Raw genomic sequence first — 15972 nt, 5'->3', positions numbered from 1 at the left:
CCCGACGAGCTTCGCTATAATGGGGGCTTTTGATCCTTTCCCAGAGGCCCCCGAATGACCGCCAGCCGACCCGTCCGCCGCGCCCTGTTATCCGTATCCGAAAAGACCGGCGTAGCGGAGCTCGCGCGCGCCCTGCACGAACGGGGCGTCGAACTCCTGTCCACCGGCGGCACCGCCCGCCTGCTGGCCGAGGAAGGCCTGCCGGTGACCGAAGTCTCGCAGCACACAGGCTTCCCCGAAATCATGGATGGCCGGGTGAAGACCCTGCACCCGCGCATCCACGGCGGGCTGCTCGGGCGGCGCGATATCGACGCCGACGTGATGGCCGAGCAGGAGATCCCGCCGATCGACCTGCTGGTCGTGAACCTCTATCCGTTCGAGGCCACCGTGGCCCGCCCCGGCTGCACGCTGGAGGAGGCGATCGAAAACATCGACATCGGCGGGCCGGCGATGCTGCGCGCGGCGGCCAAGAACTATCGCGACGTGGCCGTCGCCACCAGCCCGGACCAGTACGGCGCCATCGTCGATACCCTGACCGAGCACGGCGAGGTCCCGGCGCCCCTGCGCTTTCGCCTGTCGGTGGCGGCCTTCAACCATGTCGCCCGCTATGACGCGGCGATCAGCAACTACCTCTCGGCGCTGGACGAGGACGGCGAGGCAGAACCCTTCCCGGGCCAGCTTAATGCCACCTTCGAGCGTGTCGAGGCGCTGCGCTACGGCGAGAACCCGCACCAGCGCGCCGCGTTCTATCGCGATCCCGCACCGGCACCCGGCTCGCTGGCCAGCTACCGCCAGCACCAGGGCAAGTCCCTGTCCTACAACAACCTGGCCGATGCCGACGCGGCCTGGGAATGCGTGCGCCAGTTCGAGGCCGGGGCCTGCGTGATCGTGAAACACGCGAACCCCTGCGGCGTGGCCGTCGCCCCGACCCAGCTAATGGCCTACGAACGCGCCTTCCAGACCGACCCCACCTCGGCCTTCGGCGGCATCATCGCCTTCAACCGCCCGCTGGATGGCGATACCGCACACGCAATCGTCAGCCGCCAGTTCGTGGAGGTCGTGATCGCCCCGGAAATCACCCCGGGCGCGCTGCGCGCCCTCGCCACCAAGAAGAACGTCCGGGTACTGGAGATCCCGCCGGCCGCCACGGCCCCGGGGCTCGACTACAAGCGGATTGGGGGCGGGCTGCTGGTACAGGACGCCGATCGTGGCTCGCTCGCGGATGCGGAACTGAAGACCGTGACCGCGCGGGCCCCTTCCGAGCAGGAGACCCGGGACCTGTGCTTCGCCTGGCAGGTCGCGAAGTACGTGAAGTCGAATGCCATCGTCTATGCGCGTGACGAACAGACCATCGGGGTTGGCGCCGGCCAGATGAGCCGGGTCTATTCCGCGCGGATCGCAGGCATCAAGGCGGCGGACGAGGGCCTGCAGGTCGCCGGTTCGGTGATGGCCTCGGACGCCTTCTTCCCATTCCGCGACGGCATCGACGCAGCCGCCGAGGCCGGCATCACCGCCGTGATCCAGCCGGGCGGCTCGATGCGCGACGATGAGGTAATCGCCGCCGCCAACGAACACGACATCGCGATGCTGTTCACCGGCATGCGCCACTTCCGCCACTGAGGTCCGTGATGAACGTACTCGTTATTGGCAACGGCGGCCGCGAGCATGCCCTGGCCTGGAAACTGGCCCAGTCCTCGCGCGTACAGCGCGTGCTGGTCGCCCCCGGCAATGCCGGCACCGCGCGCACGGACAAGTGCGAGAACCACGCGGTGGACGTCACCGACATCGATGGCCTGCTGGCCCTGGCCGAGCGCGAAGACATTGCATTCACGGTAGTCGGCCCGGAGGCGCCGCTGGTTGCCGGCGTGGTGGATGCCTTCCGCGCCGCGGGCCGGCGCTGCTTCGGCCCGACGGCGAAGGCCGCGCAGCTCGAGGGCTCCAAGAGCTTCGCCAAGGACTTCATGCAGCGCCACGGCATCCCCACCGCCGCCTACGGCAGCTTCGAGGACGAGGCGGCCGCGCTGGACTTCATCAAGACCCACGGGGCCCCGATCGTGGTCAAGGCCGACGGGCTGGCCGCCGGCAAGGGCGTGATCCTCGCGCAGACCGAGGACGAGGCCTGCGCCGCGGTGCGCGACATGCTGGCCGGCAACGCCTTTGGCGAAGCGGGTCATCGTGTGGTGATCGAGGAATTCCTGCGCGGCGAGGAGGCCAGCTTCATCTGCATGGTGGACGGCGAGCATGTGCTGCCGCTGGCCTCCTCACAGGACCACAAGGCACGCGACGATGGAGACCAGGGGCCGAACACCGGCGGCATGGGCGCCTACTCGCCGGCCCCGGTGGTCACAGACGCGCTGCACGCGCGTATCCTGCGCGAGGTCATCGAACCGACCGTGCGCGGTATGGCCGCCGATGGCGAACGCTATAGCGGCTTTCTCTATGCCGGCGTGATGATCGACGCCGAGGGCAATCCGAAGGTGCTGGAGTTCAACTGCCGCTTCGGCGACCCGGAGACCCAGCCGATCCTGAGTCGCCTGGAGTCGGACCTGACCGATCTGGTCGAGGCCGCGCTGGACGGGCGCCTGGACCAGATCGAAGCACACTGGGATGCCCGCGTCGCCCTCGGCGTGGTACTGGCCGCCGGAGGATACCCGGGCACCTACCGCAAGGGCGACGCGATCACCGGGCTCGAAGCGGTGGAGAATGACCCCGAGGCCTACGTATTTCATGCCGGGACCGCAACGCGCGAAGATGGCGCGGTCGTGACCGCCGGGGGCCGCGTGCTTTGCGTCGTGGGCCTTGGAAGGGACGTGAGATCCGCCCAAAAAAAGGCCTACGAGGCCGTGCACCGGATCCACTTCGAGGATATATACTGCCGGACAGATATCGGCTATCGCGCCGTCGCCCGCGAGGGGTAACCCAAGGCGGCGGCCCACACCCCAGGGAAACACTGATTAATGTACACGCTCGCGTTGGTACCCCAGGTTTTCCGAGGCCAGGCGCGTCGTGCAGCGGGCAGTGGTTCTACCCGCAAACGGCGCAACGCAGGATCGGGGAACCTGGGGCACCTACCCCGAAGGGGCCCGGCCGCTTCTGCGCGCGCACGGCGTTGCGGCTCCCTTGTGCAGAATGACTGCACGGCAGTCACCGCGCCTTGTTCGCACGCAAAAGCGACTCGAGCGCGAGCGTGTACCTTGATCAGTGTTTCCCTAGTTCTGGAGACCATCTGATGGCCGCCCCCGAAGTAACGCACCTGCCTCACCTCCCCAATGACGTGGAGGGCCTGCGGCAATCGATTCGCGATGCCATCGTCCGCGTGGTGGGTGAAGACCCGCGCAAAGCCACCCACCGCGACTGGCTCGAGGCCCTGGCCTTCGCCATCCGCGAGCGCATGGTGGAACGCCGCCTGCTGACCCGCCGCCAGTTCGCCGAAGAAGACGTCAAGCGCGTCTACTACCTGTCGATGGAGTACCTGATCGGGCGCATGCTCGAGGCGAATCTGCGCAACATGGGCATCCTCGACGAGGCGCGCCAGGCAATGAGTGACCTCGGCGTGGATCTCGACCAGATCGTGGATCTCGAGGACGACGCGGCCCTGGGCAACGGCGGCCTCGGTCGACTCGCGGCCTGCATCCTGGAGTCACTGGCCACCCAGGGCTATCCCGGCTATGGCTATGGCATCCGCTACGAGTACGGCATGTTCCGCCAGGAGTTCGAGCCCCACCGCCAGGTCGAACACCCGGACAACTGGCTGCGTTACGGCAACCCCTGGGAGTTCCCGCGCTCGGATCGCAAGTACTCGATCCACTTCTACGGCTACGTGGTCGAGCACCATCATCCGAACGGCGAGACCCGTTACACCTGGGAAGATGGCGAGGAAGTCCTGGCCATGGCCTACGACTATCCGACCGCGGGCTACGGGCGGCGCAACGTGAACAACCTGCGCCTGTGGGCCGCCAAGGCGACCCGCGACTTCGACCTGCGCTACTTCAACGAAGGGGATTACATCCGGGCGGTCGCGGACAAGAACGAGTCCGAGACCATCTCCATGGTGCTGTACCCGAACGACGCCACCGCGATCGGCAAGGAACTGCGCCTGAAGCAGGAGTACTTCTTTGTTTCTGCCTCGCTACAGGACGCCCTCGAACGCCACCTGGGGCTGGGCTACCCGCTGGACGCCCTGCCGGACAAGGCCGCGATCCAGCTGAACGACACCCACCCTGCGATCGCCGTGGCCGAACTGATGCGGCTGCTGGTCGACCACCACGAAGTGCCCTGGGATCGCGCCTGGGATCTGACCCGGCGGACCTTTGCCTATACCAACCACACCCTGATGCCCGAGGCGCTGGAAACCTGGTCGGTCCCGCTGATGCAGCACGTGCTGCCGCGCCACATGGGCATCATCTACCAGATCAACCACGAGTTCCTGGAAGAGGTCCGGCATCGCTACCCGGGGGACAACGACCGCCTGGCGCGCCTGTCGATCATCGACGAGGAAGGCGAGCGCCGGGTCCGCATGGCGCACCTGGCGGTGGTCGGCTCGCACCACATCAATGGCGTCGCCGCACTGCATACGCGCCTGCTGCAGGAGACCCTGTTCGAGGAGTTCTTTGAGCTCTGGCCGGAACGCTTCGTCAACGTAACCAACGGCGTGACGCCACGGCTGTGGATGATCCAGTCCAACCCGGCCCTGACCGAGCTCCTGGGCCGACGTATCGGCAACGACTGGCAATACGACCTGGAGCGCCTGCGCGCACTGGAACCCTACGCCACCGATCCGGAATTGCAGCGCGAATTCATGGCGGTGAAGCGCGCCAACAAGGCCCGGCTCGCGGACCTGGTGCGCGAACGCACCGGCGTGGAGCTGAACCCGGACGTGCTGTTTGACGTTCAGGTGAAGCGCATCCACGAGTACAAGCGCCAGCTGCTGAAGCTGCTGCACGTAGTGGACCTCTACCGTCGCATCCGCGCCGGCGAAGACATCCCGCCGCGCGTGGTGCTGTTCGGCGGCAAGGCCGCACCGGGCTACGCCCGCGCCAAGGCGATCATCCAGGTGATCAACGAGGTGGCCGACATCGTGAACCACGACCCGGCCGTTGGCGATCGCCTGAAGTGCGTGTTCTTCCCGAACTACGAGGTCAGCTCCGCCAGCATCATCATCCCGGCCGCGGACATCTCCGAGCAGATCTCCACCGCCGGCTTCGAGGCCTCCGGCACCGGCAACATGAAACTGGCGCTGAACGGGGCCCTGACCATCGGCACGCTGGATGGCGCCAACATCGAGATCCGCGATGCGGTTGGCGACGAGAACGTCTTCATCTTCGGGATGACCGCCGAAGAAGTGGTCGAGCACCGCGCCCGTGGCGAACAACCATCCGCCATCCTGAAGCGCACACCCGACCTGGCAGCCGCGGTGGACATGATCGAGTCGGGGTTCTTTACCTGCAACGACGCGGATACCCACCGCGAACTGGGGCGCTACCTGCGCGAAGACGATCCGTTCTTCGTACTGGCCGACTACTCGGCCTACGCGGAGGCCTGTGATCGGGCCGATGCCCTGTACGCGGACCCGGCCGCCTGGGCCGAGGCGGCGATCCACAATGTCGCTCGCATGGGCTTTTTCTCCATCGACCGCACGGTGCGCGACTACGCCAACCAGATCTGGGACGTCACCCCGGAGCCGGTTGCCCCCTCCAAGACCAACGGGGCCGCTTGACGGGTCAGTGTGCCGAGGGCTCGGGGGCGATCGCGCTGTAGATCGCGGAGTAGTCGGCGTTCGCCAGCCCGCGATCCTGCGCCTGCTCCAGTAGCTCCGCCAGCAGTGGGAGCCACGGGCCGATCAGTTGCGCGTCCTCTGCGGCGCGCTCGGCCAGGCGCACGTCCTTCAGCAGGTGCTTGACCGGGAAGTTCGCCGTACCGAAGTCACCGGAGAGCATCTTGTCGAGCTTCTTGTCGAAGGTCGGCGCATACAGCGCCGACTCGCGCAGGATATCCATGAAGGTATCAACGTTCGCCCCTTCACGGCGGACCAGCCCCAGGCTCAGGGAAAAGGCGGCGGTCAGACTGGCGATCAGCTGGTTGAATGCGAGCTTCAGGGCCGCGCCCTGCCCCACCGGACCGACATGCCGCGGGTTCTCGCCCAGCGCCGCGAGGACCGGACGCGCGCGATCGAAATCCGCCTCCGTATCGGCGCCGGCCATGACCAGCAAGCGGCCCTCGCGCGCTTCCGGGATCGACCCCAGTACTGGCGCCTCGACATAACAGGCCCCAGAGCGGCGCAGGTGCTCGGCCAGCTGGCGGCTCTCGGCCGGCAGGATCGTCGCCATCTGGATCACGCAACGCCCGTTCAGCGCGCCTTCCGGCAACGCCCTCAGCACCGCCTGGATCGCGGCGGCATCCGAGAGCATCAGCACCAGGGTATCGGCTCCGGCGACGGCCGCCGCCGGCTCGGTGTGTACCGTTACCCCCTCGCTGGCCAGGTCGCTGGCACGCTCCGGGGTGCGGTTGTAGGCCTCGACGGAAAAACCGGCGCGCAAAAGACGCAGGCCCATGGGTTGCCCCATGAGCCCGCAGCCCAGCAGCGCCACGCGGGACGCAGCCATAGTGACCTCCTACTTGATCTTGTCGTCCAGGTCCTCCGTATACCCCAGCAGGGTATGCGGCGGTGGCGCCTCTTTCTGGTACTTGGTGGGCGTCACGGCCTCGGTGGAATGCAGGCTCTTCCACAGCCCGACCACCATCACGAGCATCACCACCGAGAACGGCAGGCCGACGCTGATCGCCGCCGCCTGCAGGGCGGCAAGCCCCCCCGCCAGCAACAGGATCGAAGCCACGACCCCCTCGAGGATTGCCCAGTAGACCCGCTGGGTCACGGTCGGGTTGCGCACATCACCCGAGGCCAGGGTGTCGATTACCAGCGAGCCGGAGTCCGAGGAGGTGACGAAGAAGGTCACGATCAGCACCGTGGCCGCGGCCATGGCCAGCACCGCCAGCCAGTCCCAGAGCGGCATCGCCTCGATCGTCGCGAACAACGCGGTGGACACGCTCTCCTCGACCGCGCCGGAGATATTGGCCACGCCACCCACCTCGTAGCCCATCGCGGTACCGCCGAACACCGAAAGCCAGACGAAGGCAGCGGCCGTCGGCGCCAGCAGCACGCCGGCCACGAATTCACGGATCGTGCGCCCGCGCGAGACACGGGCGATGAACATGCCGACATACGGGGCCCAGGAGATCCACCAGCCCCAATAGAAGATGGTCCAGGCGGTGGCCCAGCCAGTCTCGTCGATGGTATCGGCCCACAGACTCATCTCGGGCAGGTGCTGCACGTAAACACCGGTCGACTCCACCAGCAAGCGCAGGATGAACAGTGTCGGCCCCATGATCAGCAACAGCGCGAGCAGGATCACCGCCAGCCCGATATTGAAATTGGAAAGCCGTTTGATGCCGCGATCTACCCCGAGGGCGACCGAGCCCACTGCGATCAGAGTAATGATCGCGACCAGGATGATCTGCATGGCCGTGGATTCCTCGATCCCGAACACGTAGTTCAGACCCGAGTTGATCTGCATGACCCCGAGGCCCAGCGAGGTGGCCACCCCGAACATGGTCCCGAACAGGGCCACGATGTCGATCAGGTGCCCCCAGGGGCCATAGATGCGGTCCCCGATGAACGGATAAAGCGAGGAGCGAATCAGCAGGGGCAGGTTATGCCGGTAGGCATAGTAGGCCAGCGACAGCCCAACGACGATGTAGATCGCCCAGGCATGCAGCCCCCAGTGGAAGAAGGTGTAGCGCATCGCTTCGGCCGCGGCCGCGCTGGTCTCGCCATCGGCATGCGGCGGATCCAGGTAGTGGTACATCGGCTCGGCAATGCTCCAGAACAGCAGCCCGATCCCCATGCCTGCGGAGAAGAGCATCGCGAACCACGCGGCGTAGCTGAAACGCGGCGCCTCGAACTGGTCTCCGAGCCGTATGCCCCCGTAGCGCGAGAACATCAGGTACACGGAAAAGACCAGGAAGACCGTCACGACCAGCACGTAGTACCAGCCGAGATACTCGGAGATACCGGTCTGCAGCTTCTCGAAGATGCGCTCCGCCGTGTCCGGGAAGATCGCCCCGAACAGGACGAATGCCGCGATCACGGCACTGGAGATCCAGAACACCGGGCTGCAAATGATGCCGAAGCCGGCGATCCGGGTCTGGTTCAGCCCCGGGCTTGAAGACGGTTCTTCCATGCTTGGCTCCCCTATTCTTGTGTTGCGTTCAAACGCCGCACCGGCGTGTTGGGCACACCTCGGGACCTTGCATCCCGAGCCTTCCCGTGCGCCTGACGTTCGGGGACGCGCTCAGCCGGCGAAACAGGGCCGGCGGACGACGTTCCTACCGTAGCCAATGCCCCGGCAAACTGCAAAACACTTCACGGGTCGTCCTCGCCGCCGCTGCGTGTGAGCAGGAGGCCGCGCGCCTGCCCGCACACGCGTTCGCGCTCGATCGCCCACCCCCCCTCCTCCACGAAGCCCGGGTCGACCTCCGACTCCAGTTCCGCGTAGACGCGTGCACCGAGGCTCAACCAGCCCTGGGCGGCCAGCGCGGCGAGCGTCGGGGCCACCCGGCCCTGACCAAAGGGAGGGTCGAGAAACACGACATCGAAGGGGCCGCCCTCCGGGGGCTGGCCCAGCAAACGGGCCACATCATCACACCGGATATGCACCTGGGTGGCCCCCAGGCGTTCACGGTTGGCCTCGAGCTGGGCCGCCGCCCGCGCGTCGCGCTCGACCAGCCAGACTTGACGCGCGCCCCGCGAGGCGGCCTCGAACCCCAGGGCACCCGTGCCGGCGTACAGGTCCAGCACTCGCGCCCCCGGCAGCTGCGGCTGCAGCCAGTTGAACAGGGTCTCGCGCTGGGCATCCGCGGTCGGGCGCAGCCCCCCGACGGACGGCACCGGCAACCACTGGCGGCGCCAGGCACCCCCAATGATGCGGATACGCGCGCTGCGCCCTGGCGGGCCGCGCCTAGTCTTCCTGGCCACCGACAATGACCGTGACCAGGGCCTCGGGGTTGAGACGGTCGGCCAGCTGGGTGTTCATAGTCTCCAGCTCCACCGCTTGCATGCGCTCGACATAGCGCTCCAGATAGTCATCGGAGAGTCCGTAGAAACCGATCATGCCGAGCAGGCTGACGATGTCGCTGTTGGAGGCCAGCGACAAGGGGAACGAGTTGATCACGTTCTCGCGCGAGGCCTCCATCTCTTCAGGGTCCACCCCCTCGGCGTGCCAGCGCAGGACCTGCTCGCGCAGGACCTCCACGGCCTCGTCCGTCTGGTCCACGCCCGTCTGCATATTGATCACGAACGGGCCTTCGACCGCCATCGGCTGGAAGCGGCTGTGCACCGAGTAGGCCAGCCCGCGGGCGCTGCGCACCTCCTGGAACAGGCGCGAGGTAAATCCGCCCCCGCCCAGGGCATGATTGGCCAGCGTCAGGGCGAAGTGCGCCTCGTCGCCGCGGCGCAGGGCCGGGGCCCCCATAAAGATGTGCGCCTGCTCCGACGGGAACGCGATGCGCTCCTCCACCGGCTCCTCGCGCATTGGCACCGGCGGCAACGGGTCAACTGCATCGCCACGGGGCAGCGCGGCCGAGATCCGGGCGGCCAGCTCCTCGGCCTGCTCGCGGCTTACCCCGCCGGTGATCGCCAGCGAGCCGTTCCCCGCCGCGTAGTGACGCTCGAAGAAGGCCCGGGCATCATCGCGCGTGATCGCCTCCAGCGTATCGACCTCACCACCCGGCCAGCTGCCATAGGGGTGGTCTTCATACATCAGTTCGTAGAATCGCCGGCTGGCCACCACGGCCGGTTCCTGGCGCTCGCGCTGCAGGGACTGCAGGGCCTGTCGGCGACTGCGCTCGAAATCGCCCTCGGGGAAGGCAGGGGCGGACAGCACGTCGGCCAGGGTGCCGACCGACGTCTCCATCCAGTCCGGCTCGGTCAGGGTGCGCAGGCTGACGATCGCCATATCCCGCAGGGAGCTGGTACTGAAGCGGGCGCCCACCGATTCGAAGCGTTCGGCCAGTTCGGAGGCATCCATCTCCTCGGTGCCGTGGCGCAGACCACGGGAGGTCATCATCGCCAGCCCGGGCAGATCACCATCGCGTGCCGCGCCACCATCGAAGGTCAGGCGCAGATCCACCATCGGCAGGTCCGGCGCCTCGACATACAGGACGCGCAGACCCTCGTCGGTTTCCCAGCGATCAATCTCCACCGCCTGCACCGGCATCACCAGCAGGGTCAGCGGGACCAGGGCCAGCGCCGCCAACCGGGAACGACGCGAGAGTTTCTTGAGTGCGTGCAGCATTAGTGATCCCCCTCCGGATAGCCGCCATCGAGATCCGGGGCGCCGTAAGGCCCGGGTGCCGGGGCCTCTTCGTCATCCATCGGCTGCGGGTCGAGGATCCCGACCGTGCGCCGCTCGGGCACCAGGTACTCGCGCACCACGCGCTGGACATCTTCGGCCGTCACCTCGCGTACCCGCTCCAGGAAACGATCGTTCTCCCGCCAGCCAACGCCAACGGTCTCGAGCATGCCCAGCTGGAAGGCCTGGGCACGCACGGAATCGCGTTCAAAGACCTCCGAGGCGATCACCCGCGCCTGCACGCGTTCCAGCTCTCGGTCATCCACGGGTTCCTCGGCCAGGCGATCGATCTCGTCCAGCAGGGCCTGCTCCAGGGTCTCGACATCCGTGTCCGAGGTCGGCACGGCGGCGACCATGAACAGATCGTCCAGCCTCGCGAACGGGCTGTAGCGCGCCGAGGTGGCGCTCGCCAGCTCCTGCCCCCGGACCAGTTCGCGCGCAAAGCGCGAGGCCTCGCCCGAATCCAGGATCCCGGCGGCCACCAGCAGGGCGTAGGCGTCCTCGTGCGAGTCCAGTGTATTCAGCACCGGGGTCTTCCAGCCCATCATCAGAAACGGGACCTGGGCCGGGGCCTGCACGGTTATCCGGCGCTCCCCGGCCTGCGGGGTCTCCCGGCGCGGCTTGGCCTCGGGCACGCTGCCGCTGGGGATGGCACCGAAGTGCTTCTCGGCGGCCGCGATGACCTCGTCGGCATCGACATCGCCGACGACCACGACCACCGCGTTGCTGGGGTGGTAGTAGCGGTCATACCAGTCCTGCAGATCTTCCAGGGTGTAGGCCTCGATGTCGGTCATCCAGCCGATCACGGGCTGGCCGTACGGGTGGTTGAAGAAGGCCGTCGCCATCAACTGCTCGCGCAGCAGAGAATTCGGCTGATCCTCCACACGCAGGCGCCGCTCCTCCTGCACGACCCGCAGCTCCGGACGGAACTCGTCTTCCTGCAGCTTCAGGTGCCGCATGCGCTCGGCCTCCATGGCCATCACGGTCTCCCAGTGGTCGGAGCCGATCACCTGGTGGTAGCCGGTATAGTCGCGCCCGGTAAAGGCGTTCTCGCGCCCGCCCAGGCGCGCAACGATCCGCGAGAACTCGCCCGGCTCGTACTTCTCCGAACCGCGGAACATCATGTGTTCCAGCATGTGCGAGATACCGGTGATGCCGCTGTGTTCATCGGCGGAGCCGACGCGATACCAGACCATGTTGGCCACTACCGGTGCGCGCCGGTCCTCCAGGACCAGCACGGTCAGACCGTTGTCGAGCGTGGCCTCCACCACATCCGATTCGATCTCCAGTTCCCCGGCCACGACACTGGCACTGATCAGCCAGACGGCCATCCATCCAACGAGACTTCCGAGCACTGCTCTACGCATTGCAATACGATCCCCGTGCTAGCATGAACACTTTCTACTGGACCACCTGAAACATGTTCGGTTTCCGCAAGAAGAAATCCGAAGAATCCGCCACGCCCAGCCCGGATACCACGCCGGAGGCCCCGCCGGAAACCGCGGCGGCGCCCGAGCCGGAACCCGACGCGCAACCGGCCCGTGGCGGCTGGTTCCAGCGCCTGCGCCAGGGCCTGGCCAAGACCGGCCAGGCCCTCGGCGGCGACCTCAAGAGCCTGTTCCGGCGCAAGATCGACGACGAGCTGTTCGAGGAACTGGAAGAGCGCCTGCTCCTGGCCGATGTCGGCCTGGATGCGACCCAGCGGATCATGGATCGTATCACCCGCGAGGTAAAACGGCGCGAGCTGGACAACGCCGACGCGCTGATGGACGCGCTCGAGACCGCGATGGTGGAGATCCTGGAACCGGTCTCGCGGCCGCTGGATATCCCGCAGGCCGAGCGGCCGTTTTCGATCCTGGTGGTCGGCATCAACGGTGCTGGCAAGACCACCACGATCGGCAAACTGGCGCATCGCTTCAAGGACGAGGGCCGCTCGGTGCTGCTGGCCGCCGGGGACACCTTCCGCGCGGCCGCGGTGGAACAGCTGCAGACCTGGGGGGAACGCAATGGCGTCCCGGTAATCGCCCAGGGGACCGGGGCCGACTCGGCCTCCGTGGTCTACGACGGCCTCCAGGCCGCCCAGGCGCGCAAGACCGATATCCTGATCGCCGATACCGCCGGACGCCTGCACACCCAGACCAACCTGATGGACGAAGTGCGCAAGGTGAAGCGCGTGATGGGCCGGCTGGACGAAAGCGCCCCGGACGAGGTGCTGCTGGTGGTCGACGGCGGCACCGGCCAGAACGCGCTGAGCCAGGCACGGCAGTTCCACGAGGCCCTGGGGCTGAACGGGATCGTGGTCACCAAGCTGGACGGGACCGCCAAGGGCGGCGTTCTGTTCGCGCTGGCCGAGCAACTGGGGGTACCGGTGCGCTTTATCGGCGTGGGCGAGAAGGCCGAAGACCTGCAGCGCTTCGATGCCCGCGCGTTCGTGCGCGCTCTCCTGGGTCGCGAGGATAGCCAGTCGGCATGATCCAGTTGCAGCGCGTAACCAAGCGCTTTGGCAGCGCGGCCGATGCGCTGTCCAATGTCAGCCTGCGCGTGGATGCCGGCGCGATGGCCTTTGTCACCGGCCCGTCCGGGGCCGGCAAGAGTACGCTGCTGCGCCTGATCGCCGGTCTGGAACGCCCGACCCGCGGCCGCATCCGCGTGAACGGGCACGAACTGGACCGCCTGTCGGCTCGGGCCATCCCGCGCTTTCGCCGCAGCATCGGCCTGGTCTTCCAGGATCACCGCCTGCTGTTCGACCGCCCCGTGTTCGACAACGTCGCCCTGCCGCTGGAGATCCTGGCCTACCGTCGCCCGGAGATGCGCAAGCGGGTGCGCGCGGCGCTGGACAAGGTCGGGTTGCTGCACAAGGAGACGGTCAACCCGCGCACCCTGTCCGCAGGGGAGCAGCAACGCGTCGGCATCGCCCGGGCCATCGTGCACCGGCCGGTACTGCTGCTTGCGGACGAGCCGACCGGCAACCTGGACCCGGCCCTTTCGGAGGAGATCCTCGCGCTGTTCGACGACTTCAACCGCGTCGGCATGACCGCCCTGATCGCGAGCCATGACCAGGAACTGATCGGCCGCATGGGCAAACCGGTGCTGCACCTGGAAAATGGCCGCATCGAGGCTCGCGGCGGGGCGAGCGCATGAGACCCGGGCGCCGCCTGATTGATGCCCTACCGGCCTGGCTGGACAGCCACCGCGATGCCGCCCGGCGCAGTCTTGGCCGGCGACTGCAGGCCCCGGTCCTGAGCCTGATCACCATCGCGGTACTGGGCTTCATCCTCGCGCTCCCTGCCTATCTCTGGGTCCTGCTGGACAACGCGCGCGCCCTGTCGGCGCATGTCGACCACGACCCGCGCATCGCGCTCTATCTCGATCATGTCGACGAAGAGACGGCCGGGCGGCTCGAGGATGCGCTGGACGATGACGAACGTGTCGCTCGCTGGGAGCGCATCGACGCCGACACCGCACTGGGTGCCTACCGCGACAGCCTGCCGGACCCGGAACTGCTCGACTGGCTGGAGGACAACCCGTTACCGGACGTGATTGACGTCGTTCCCGCCAGCACCCAGCCGGATACGGTGGCGGCGTTGCGTGACGACCTGCGGGCGTTGGCGCCCGAGGCCGGGGTAGTCGCCGACGACGAGTGGGTGCGCCAACTCAACAGCCTGCACGAGCTGGGCCTGCGCATCCTGTCCGTGGTTGCCGCGCTGCTGGGGCTCGGCGCCGTACTGATCCTGGCGCTCGCCACCGCCTCGGAACTGCGCGAGCGCCAGGAAGAAATCGCGATCTCGCGCATCAGTGGCGCCACCCACCGGTTTCTGCGCCGCCCGTCGCTCTACGGGGGTGTGCTGACCGGGTTCGGTGGGGGTGTCTTCAGCGTTATCCTGCTGCTGGTGGGGGTCGCGCTGAGTCGCGAACCGCTGACCGAGGCGGCTGCCGCATTCGACCTGGAGTTCACCCTGCGCCTGCCGCATGCCGGGGATCTGCTGGGCCTGATCGTGGTGGGCCTGATACTGGGCTGGCTGGGCGCCCGACTGGGCAGCGGCCACGCGCTGCGCGACGCGCCTTGAGCGCATGCGAAACAGCAATAACTCCCGGAACTTTCAGCGGGTTTAGCACTCTACTGACACGAGTGCTAATCTCTGGCTTTATTCTCAGGAGGCATCCATCACGATGAACAGCAAGGCCCTGGCAACCGTGCATGCAGACCTGCCCGTTCCCGTCGGGAACCTGGACCATTACATGCAGGCGGTCAGCCGGATCGAGGTTCTGGACCCGGAACACGAGCGCGAACTCGCCCGGTCGCTGCAAGAACGCAGCGACCTGGACGCGGCGCGCCAGCTGATCCTGCACAACCTGCGCTTCGTCGTGCATGTGGCCCGCGGCTACCAGGGCTACGGCCTGCCCCTGGGCGACCTGATCCAGGAAGGTAATGTCGGCCTGATGAAGGCCGTGCGGCGCTTCGACCCGAACCAGGGGGTGCGCCTGGTCTCGTTCGCGGTGCACTGGATCCGCGCCGAGATCCACGAGTTCATCCTGCGCAACTGGCGCATTGTGAAGGTGGCGACGACCAAGGCGCAGCGCAAGCTGTTCTTCAACCTGCGCAGCGCCAAGCAGCGCCTCGGCTGGATGTCGAACGACGAGGTCTCGGCGGTCGCCAGGGACCTCGGGGTATCCGAGAATGACGTCTGGGAGATGGAACGGCGCCTGTCCAGTCAGGACGCGAGCTTTGATCCCGCGCCCGATAGCGACGACGAGCACAGCTACCTGGCCCCGGCCCAGCGGCTGAGCCTCGAGGACATGAGCGACGACCCGGCGCAGGTGGCCGAGGACGAGGACTGGGACCGCCATTACCAGGAGCGGCTGGCAAGCACTCTGGGCGAGCTGGACGAACGCTCCCGCGACATCCTGGCGCGCCGCTACATGAGCGAGCCCAAAGCGACGTTGCATGAACTGGCGGCCGAGCATGGCGTCTCCGCCGAGCGCATCCGACAGATCGAGAACAACGCGATCAAGCGCATCCGCACCGCGTTCGCCGACTGATTCGCTACCTAGGCAACCCCCCAACGAAAAAGGCCCCGACCGCTTATGCGATCGGGGCCTTTTTGATGGCTTCCGGCGCCGCTCACGCGGCGCACGGGAATCCCTGGCTCAGCCGCCGAACAGGATCACCGAGAAGAAGCTGATCCAGGACCAGATGATCAGGGCGGCAGTGAACGTCAACGGGAAGTTCGCAAAGGTAAACCACTCACGCATAGCCAAAGCCCTCAACACACATCGATTTAAGAATGGGTAAAGGTTAAGCGGCAGGAGGCCCCGGCGCAAGTTTCCGGATCAGCGCGGTCGGTCTTCCGGGCGCTGCGTCTCCCTGGAAGTCTGGTCCTTCTCGTCGTCTTCGGTAGTCGGGATCCGCGGATCATCGTCATCCATCAGGATACGGTGCGCCGGACCCTCGAGGTCATCGTACTGACCCGACCGTATCGCCCACAGCAGGACCATCCCCACGACCAGGGCAAACAGCATCGCCAGCGGGATCAACAGGTAAAGAATCGACATGGCGACCAGTCTA

Annotated in this window: 13 protein-coding genes; 7 read left to right on the top strand and 6 right to left on the bottom strand. The window is 66.9% G+C overall.

What is annotated here, in order from left to right:
• Window positions 1-54 precede the first annotated feature (54 nt).
• The 3 genes from purH (at window position 55) to F468_RS0101755 (ending at window position 5716) form a co-directional block, all read left to right on the top strand.
• Window positions 55-1620, top strand: coding sequence for a bifunctional phosphoribosylaminoimidazolecarboxamide formyltransferase/IMP cyclohydrolase (gene purH, locus F468_RS0101765; RefSeq protein ID WP_018994510.1), 1566 nt, complete (start codon window positions 55-57; stop codon window positions 1618-1620).
• Window positions 1621-1628: 8 nt separating this feature from the next.
• Window positions 1629-2918, top strand: coding sequence for a phosphoribosylamine--glycine ligase (gene purD / locus F468_RS0101760; protein ID WP_018994509.1), 1290 nt, complete (start codon window positions 1629-1631; stop codon window positions 2916-2918).
• A 311-nt stretch (window positions 2919-3229) separates the two neighbouring features.
• On the top strand, window positions 3230-5716 hold the full coding sequence (locus F468_RS0101755; RefSeq protein ID WP_018649169.1) for a glycogen/starch/alpha-glucan phosphorylase: 2487 nt from the start codon (window positions 3230-3232) through the stop codon (window positions 5714-5716).
• 4 nt (window positions 5717-5720) lie between these two features.
• Here the strand turns inward: F468_RS0101755 and F468_RS0101750 are convergent, their stop codons facing one another.
• The 5 genes from F468_RS0101750 to F468_RS0101730 form a co-directional block, all read right to left on the bottom strand.
• On the bottom strand, window positions 5721-6602 hold the full coding sequence (locus F468_RS0101750; protein WP_018175150.1) for an NAD(P)-dependent oxidoreductase: 882 nt from the start codon (window positions 6600-6602) through the stop codon (window positions 5721-5723).
• Between the two features lie 9 nt (window positions 6603-6611).
• Window positions 6612-8237 (bottom strand): BCCT family transporter, encoded by a 1626-nt coding sequence (locus F468_RS0101745; RefSeq protein ID WP_018994508.1) that lies wholly within the window; start codon window positions 8235-8237, stop codon window positions 6612-6614.
• A gap of 182 nt (window positions 8238-8419) precedes the next feature.
• Window positions 8420-8986: a 16S rRNA (guanine(966)-N(2))-methyltransferase RsmD gene (gene rsmD / locus F468_RS0101740; RefSeq protein ID WP_255349322.1), complete on the bottom strand. Its 567-nt coding sequence runs from the start codon at window positions 8984-8986 to the stop codon at window positions 8420-8422.
• 28 nt (window positions 8987-9014) lie between these two features.
• Window positions 9015-10349 (bottom strand): pitrilysin family protein, encoded by a 1335-nt coding sequence (locus tag F468_RS0101735; protein ID WP_018138230.1) that lies wholly within the window; start codon window positions 10347-10349, stop codon window positions 9015-9017.
• Window positions 10349-11737 carry a pitrilysin family protein gene (locus F468_RS0101730; RefSeq protein WP_018994507.1) on the bottom strand — a complete coding sequence of 463 codons (1389 nt, stop codon included), beginning with the start codon at window positions 11735-11737 and terminating at the stop codon, window positions 10349-10351. The genes F468_RS0101735 and F468_RS0101730 overlap by 1 nt, the downstream gene beginning before the upstream one ends.
• Window positions 11738-11826: 89 nt before the next feature.
• On the opposite strand from F468_RS0101730, the gene ftsY reads away from it, so the two are divergent.
• The 4 genes from ftsY (at window position 11827) to rpoH (ending at window position 15446) form a co-directional block, all read left to right on the top strand.
• Window positions 11827-12879, top strand: a complete 1053-nt coding sequence (gene ftsY / locus F468_RS0101725) for a signal recognition particle-docking protein FtsY (protein WP_018994506.1) — start codon at window positions 11827-11829, stop codon at window positions 12877-12879.
• Window positions 12876-13547, top strand: a complete 672-nt coding sequence (gene ftsE / locus F468_RS0101720; RefSeq protein ID WP_018138227.1) for a cell division ATP-binding protein FtsE — start codon at window positions 12876-12878, stop codon at window positions 13545-13547. Before ftsY ends, ftsE begins: the two co-directional genes overlap by 4 nt.
• Window positions 13544-14473 carry an ABC transporter permease gene (locus tag F468_RS0101715; protein WP_018138226.1) on the top strand — a complete coding sequence of 310 codons (930 nt, stop codon included), beginning with the start codon at window positions 13544-13546 and terminating at the stop codon, window positions 14471-14473. Before ftsE ends, F468_RS0101715 begins: the two co-directional genes overlap by 4 nt.
• Before the next feature lie 103 nt (window positions 14474-14576).
• The gene (rpoH, locus tag F468_RS0101710; RefSeq protein WP_018994505.1) at window positions 14577-15446 is read left to right on the top strand and encodes an RNA polymerase sigma factor RpoH; all 870 of its coding nucleotides are present in this window, start codon (window positions 14577-14579) and stop codon (window positions 15444-15446) included.
• 291 nt (window positions 15447-15737) lie between these two features.
• On the opposite strand, the gene ccoS is transcribed toward rpoH, so the two are convergent.
• Complete coding sequence (gene ccoS, locus F468_RS0101700; protein ID WP_018138224.1) at window positions 15738-15959, bottom strand: cbb3-type cytochrome oxidase assembly protein CcoS; 222 nt, start codon at window positions 15957-15959, stop codon at window positions 15738-15740.
• Window positions 15960-15972: the final 13 nt, after the last annotated feature.

The sequence above is a fragment of the Thioalkalivibrio sp. ALJ2 genome (assembly GCF_000378325.1).
Classification (GTDB): domain Bacteria; phylum Pseudomonadota; class Gammaproteobacteria; order Ectothiorhodospirales; family Ectothiorhodospiraceae; genus Thioalkalivibrio.
This window is presented reverse-complemented; position numbering and strand designations above follow the sequence as displayed.